Source organism: Ancrocorticia sp., assembly GCF_052089425.1.
Lineage (GTDB): Bacteria > Actinomycetota > Actinomycetes > Actinomycetales > Actinomycetaceae > Ancrocorticia.
Window position 1 is genome coordinate 1 of record NZ_JBQCZW010000073.1, and the last position, 4039, is coordinate 4039.

Annotated in this window: 4 protein-coding genes and 1 tRNA gene; 2 read left to right on the forward strand and 3 right to left on the reverse strand. The window is 57.7% G+C overall.

The features are described 5' to 3' along the window. A partial coding sequence (locus tag ACTHV6_RS11925; RefSeq protein WP_441387857.1) for an HNH endonuclease occupies positions 1-290 on the forward strand: 290 nt, incomplete at its 5' end. Positions 291-317: 27 nt separating this feature from the next. Here the strand turns inward: ACTHV6_RS11925 and ACTHV6_RS11930 are convergent. Both ACTHV6_RS11930 and thrS read right to left on the reverse strand, forming a co-directional pair. After that, the gene (locus ACTHV6_RS11930; protein WP_441387859.1) at positions 318-899 is read right to left on the reverse strand and encodes an HIT family protein; all 582 of its coding nucleotides are present in this window, start codon (positions 897-899) and stop codon (positions 318-320) included. A gap of 23 nt (positions 900-922) precedes the next feature. Beyond that, positions 923-2989 carry a threonine--tRNA ligase gene (thrS, locus tag ACTHV6_RS11935; RefSeq protein ID WP_441387861.1) on the reverse strand — a complete coding sequence of 689 codons (2067 nt, stop codon included), beginning with the start codon at positions 2987-2989 and terminating at the stop codon, positions 923-925. A 96-nt stretch (positions 2990-3085) separates the two neighbouring features. On the opposite strand from thrS, the gene ACTHV6_RS11940 reads away from it, so the two are divergent. Next, positions 3086-3859, forward strand: a complete 774-nt coding sequence (locus ACTHV6_RS11940) for a glutamine amidotransferase (RefSeq protein WP_441387863.1) — start codon at positions 3086-3088, stop codon at positions 3857-3859. Between the two features lie 3 nt (positions 3860-3862). Here ACTHV6_RS11940 and ACTHV6_RS11945 read toward each other — a convergent pair. Further along, positions 3863-3938: transfer RNA gene (locus tag ACTHV6_RS11945), tRNA-Gly, on the reverse strand. Positions 3939-4039: the final 101 nt, after the last annotated feature.

The window sequence follows — 4039 nt, forward strand, 5'->3', positions numbered from 1 at the left end:
CCATCGCCCACATGGACCACACCCACCCCTTCGCTTCAGGAGGCCACACCACCCTCACCAACGGGAGTGGGTTGTGTGCACGGTGCAACTACACCAAAGAATACAACGGCTGGAACCACACGGCAGGAACAGGTACTAGCACTGGCAGCCGCTCTCACGCTGGCAGCGGTGATCTCGGCCGGCCACCCGCCGAGAGCCGCTCCTCGGACCGGATCATCACCACACCAACCGGACACCACTACCACTCCACAGCACCACCCATCACACCCAACCTCAACAGACGGAACTAGGATGATCGGGCAAATCTGGGCGTGAATCTAAGCGCCGAACATCTCCTGCCAGGTAGTGGCCAACTGAGCACGAGTTTCACCCAAGATGGCTGGCACAGCCTTGACCTGAGCAACGATCGGGAAGAAATTGGCATCCCCACCCCATCTGGGCACGATGTGCTGGTGGATGTGTGCGGCAATTCCTGCGCCGGCAGCCTCGCCTTGATTCATACCTAAGTTGAATCCGTGAGGATGCATCGCACTGTCAAGCACCTGCATCACCTTGGACGTCATCTCTCCCATCTCCATGCGCTCAGCATCGCTCAGATCTGGGTACAGTGACACGTGCCGGTATGTGCACACAAGCACGTGTCCGGAGTTGTATGGGTAAAGGTTGAGCAGGGCAAAGCACGTCTTGCCCCGAGCGATGATGAGGCCGTCATCATCGGCCCCATGAGGCGCACGGCAGAACGGGCACTGGTCCGAATTCCCGTTCTCCGGTTTCTCATCGCCGCTGATGTAGGCAGCACGATGAGGCGTCCACAGCCGTTGGAAACCATCCGGATCCCCCGGGAAGCTTGCGGCACTCTCGATACGCGGACCATCGCCTTGGCTCTGCTCCTGTCCCACTGCTGACTCCTTATTTCGCTTGCTTAGGCGAGTCGCTCGCCTTCCACATCGTTGACCCGGCGGGCCACAACATCGAGGATGTGATCGACCGCTTGGTCAACAGGGATTCCGTTTTCTTGGTGCCCATCGCGGTAGCGGAAGGATACGGCGGTTGCCTCAACGTCCTCGCCTCCAGCGATCAGCGTGAATGGAATCTTTTCCTTCGAGGCGTTGCGAATCTTCTTACCGAAACGATCGTCGGAATGATCAACGTCAACCCGAATGCCCCGAGAACGCAGCTTGGTTGCCACCTCGTCCACATAGCCATCGAAAGCCTCGGCAACTGGGATGAGCCGCGCTTGAACGGGTGCTAGCCACGCAGGGAAGGCGCCGGCGTAGTGTTCGGTGAGCACTCCAATGAAGCGCTCAACGGATCCGAGCTTGGCGGAGTGGATCATGACGGGGCGCTTGCGCGAACCATCTGACGCCGTGTATTCCAGTCCAAAACGCTCCGGCTGGTTGAAATCGTATTGAACGGTGGACATCTGCCAGGTACGGCCCAACGCATCCTTGGCCTGCACGGACACCTTTGGGCCGTAGAAGGCCGCACCGCCGGGATCGGCCACGAGGTCCAACCCGGTGGATTCGCATACTTCTTCCAGCACGCGTGTGGCTTCCGCCCAATCTTCGTCTGATCCGATGAACTTGTCCTGATTCTTGCCACTGGCATCGCGGGTAGACAGTTCGAGGTAGAAGTCAGAGAGCCCAAATGCGGAGAGCACATCGTCAAAGAACCCCAGGAGGTCCTTGATAACCTCGGGTGCCTGCTCAGCCGTGCAGTAGATGTGCGAATCATCCTGAGTAAATCCGCGCATGCGGGTGAGGCCAGCAACTACACCGGACTTTTCGTAGCGGTAGTCATGGCCCATCTCGAAAAGCTTGAGCGGGAGGTCGCGATAGGAGCGCCCGCGCGAGCGGTAGATGAGGTTCTGCATCGGGCAGTTCATCGCCTTGAGGTAATAATCCTGCCCAGCCTTGGTGACATTGCCTTCTGCGTCATGCTCCTCATCCACTGAAAGTGGCGGGAACATGGTGTCTGCGTAATGGGGAAGGTGACCAGAGGTATGGAACAAGCCACCCTTGGTGATTTCCGGGGTGTACACGATCTCGAAGCCACGCTTTATGTGCTCGTTGATAATGAACTCTTCAACGTTGTGCCGAAGCATCCCTCCCTTGGGATGGAAGAGCGCAAGACCGGGTCCAACTTCTTCGGGGAAGGAGAACAGGTCCAGCTCGGCACCAAGCTTACGGTGATCACGCCGCTCAGCCTCCTTGATCCGCTCCTGATAGGTGACAAGATCCGCCTTGGTTGGCCACGCGGTGCCGTAGATGCGCTGGAGGCCATCATTGTTCTGATCGCCCTTCCAGTATGCCGCCGAGGACTTGGTCAGAGCGAAGCCATTCCCAATCAGCTTCGTTGTGGGCAGATGCGGGCCGCGGCACAGATCCTTCCACGCCACCTCGCCGTTTCGGCGCACGTTGTCATAGATCGTCAATTCGCCATGACCAACCTCAACGGATGCGCTTTCGGCATCCGTTCCCTTAGTTGTCACGAGCTCTAGCTTGTAGGGCTGATCGGCCAGTTCAACGCGAGCTTCCTCCTCGCTCACCACGCGGCGCCGGAAGGTTTGCCCCTCCTTGACGATGCGCTGCATCTTCTTCTGGAGATCCTTCATCAGCTCGGGAGTAACGGCGTCAATATTGCCAAAGTCATAGTAGAAACCGTCGGTGATGAACGGCCCGATACCAAGGTTCACATCGGGGAACGTATCTTGGACGGCCTGAGCAAGAACGTGCGTTGCCGAATGTCGCAGAATATCGAGCCCGTCAGGAGAGGAAATCTCCACCCCCTCCACAGCCGTACCATCGGGCAGCCCCGCCAGATCTATGCTGAGATCCTTGAGTTCACCAGCCACTCGTAACGCAACAATCTCGCGCTGCTTCTGGTAAAACTCGATGCCGGTGGTCTGCTCAAGAATCGGAGTATCTACTCCGTCGATGATGAGGTTGGCGGACACGTGGTCTCCTTTATCTCGGTTTCGTACGCACATACGACGGTACGCACGCCGCCCATCTTACTCAGGATTCTCAGATCCGGGCCTAGCCGTTCGCGTACCCGTGGTATCCAAGATGCACCTGCGCATATAATGCAAACCATCTATATCAACTGGGTAGATCGGCGCACAATGAAGCCATTCGTACTAATTTCCTCGCGGCCCGAGCCAGCGTTGGCACACTCCGAATACGAGTCCTTTCTCCGTCACTGTGGCCTGAATTCGGATCAGCTCATCCAGATCAGGGTGGATCAGGAGCCGTTGCCGAACCTTCAGTTGGATGATTATTCGGGGATTCTGGTAGGTGGCAGCCCCTTTAACGCGTCCATTCCCCCGTCGGATAAATCTCCCGTTCAACAACGCGTTGAGGCAGAGATGGGTTTCTTACTGGACAAGATTGTTCCTCGTGATTTCCCCTTCTTCGGAGCCTGCTACGGCGTAGCCACTCTGGGCCTCCACGAGGGAGGAACCGTGGATACAACCTTCGGGGAAACCGTGACAGCAGGAAGAATCGCTCTCACCCAAGAAGGCCGGAAGGATCCGATTACTCTGGGAATCCCGGACAATTTTGATGCTTACCTCGGCCACACTGAAGCCATTCGTACCTTGCCCGCCAGCGCTATCCTGCTCGCAACATCGGGGCCGTGCCCCATCCAAATGTTCCGAGTGGGCACCAACATGTACGCCACTCAGTTCCATCCGGAGCTGGACCACGATGCCTTGGCCGAGCGCCTGCTCGCTTATGATGGGCACGGCTATTACCCCGCGGGCGAAGCCGCTGCCACGATAGCCGGATTAGTGGGTGCGGACGTTGCGCCCGCTCACACGCTCTTGAGGAATTTCGCCCTACGTTACGCAAGGGATTGATTATGGAGCGGATGACGGGACTCGAACCCGCGACCCTCACCTTGGCAAGGTGATGCTCTACCAACTGAGCCACATCCGCGTATTTTCTTCCTAAGAAGAACAAAACCCCGGATAACCGGGGCTTTCGTGGGCGATACTGGGATCGAACCAGTGACCTCTTCCGTGTCAGGGAAGCGCGCT